Here is a 992-nt window from a genome sequence, read left to right as displayed (position 1 = left end):
TTTCTAGGACGAGTATTCAGTGACATGGCAACTTGATTTAAATAATGCTGATCTGCCTGATTTAAATCAATCCCTTTAGGTAAATATTGCCTAATTAAACCATTCATATTTTCGCATGTGCCTTTTTGCCAGGGTGAATGTGGGTCACAGAAATATACATCTATGCCTAAATCTTCTTCGAGTTTTTTATGTTCTGACATCTCACGTCCACGGTCATAGGTCAACGTTTTACGCAGTTCTGCAGGTAAATATTTCAGAGCTTCAGTTAAAGCCTTGCGCACTGATTCTGCCTTTGCATCAGGTAATGTTGCCAAGATACAGAGCCGTGTATTTCGTTCAATAAGTGTTGCTATCGAACTTTTATTGTCTTTACCTTTAATTAAATCGGCTTCCCAATGACCCGGTATTTTTCTTTCTTGAACTTCGGCTGGGCGCTCATGAATAGTTTTAATATCCTGTAATATAGAATCTTTTTTAGGTTCACCGTTAGCTTTTCGCTTTTTATTTTCATGACGCAGACAGGATAATAAGTCTTTTTTCAACTCACCCTTTGGTAATGCTCGTATAGTTGAGTAAATCGTTGTATGGCTTACATTCATTGTTTGATCCAAATCAGGAAATGTCTTTAAACGCTTTGCTATTTGCTGAGGAGACCATAAACAACGGATCGCTTCAACAATAAATTTCCAAAGGATTGAATCGATTTTGAGTTTTCTATGACCACGTCTACGTCTAGCGAAGGTGTGATCAGAAGCATATCGGGCTTGATAAACGTCATTGATGCTATTTCTTTTAAGTTCACGATAGATCGTACTAGGATGTCTTTTAATAAGTTCAGCAAATTTTCTGGGTGAAAAGCCTTCTTTTCTTGATTCAAGCATTAATGCAGTACGATCTTCAAAGTTAAGATGATGGTATGACAATTTTATATACTCCATAAACCCTTTAAATTAATTAGGTGGTTTATGTCGCACTTCAAGTTTTACTCTGCC

General features: G+C 36.7%; 1 protein-coding gene. It reads right to left on the bottom strand.

The window, feature by feature from the left end; all coding sequences use genetic code 11:
• Positions 1 to 881, bottom strand: an 881-nt coding sequence (locus tag EXE10_RS21050) for an IS30-like element ISAba125 family transposase (RefSeq protein ID WP_265937148.1), incomplete at its 3' end; no start/stop codon positions are given.
• Positions 882 to 992: the final 111 nt, after the last annotated feature.

Source organism: Acinetobacter sp. WCHAc060033 (assembly GCF_004209125.1).
GTDB classification, from domain to species: Bacteria; Pseudomonadota; Gammaproteobacteria; order Pseudomonadales; family Moraxellaceae; genus Acinetobacter; species Acinetobacter wuhouensis.
This window is presented reverse-complemented; position numbering and strand designations above follow the sequence as displayed.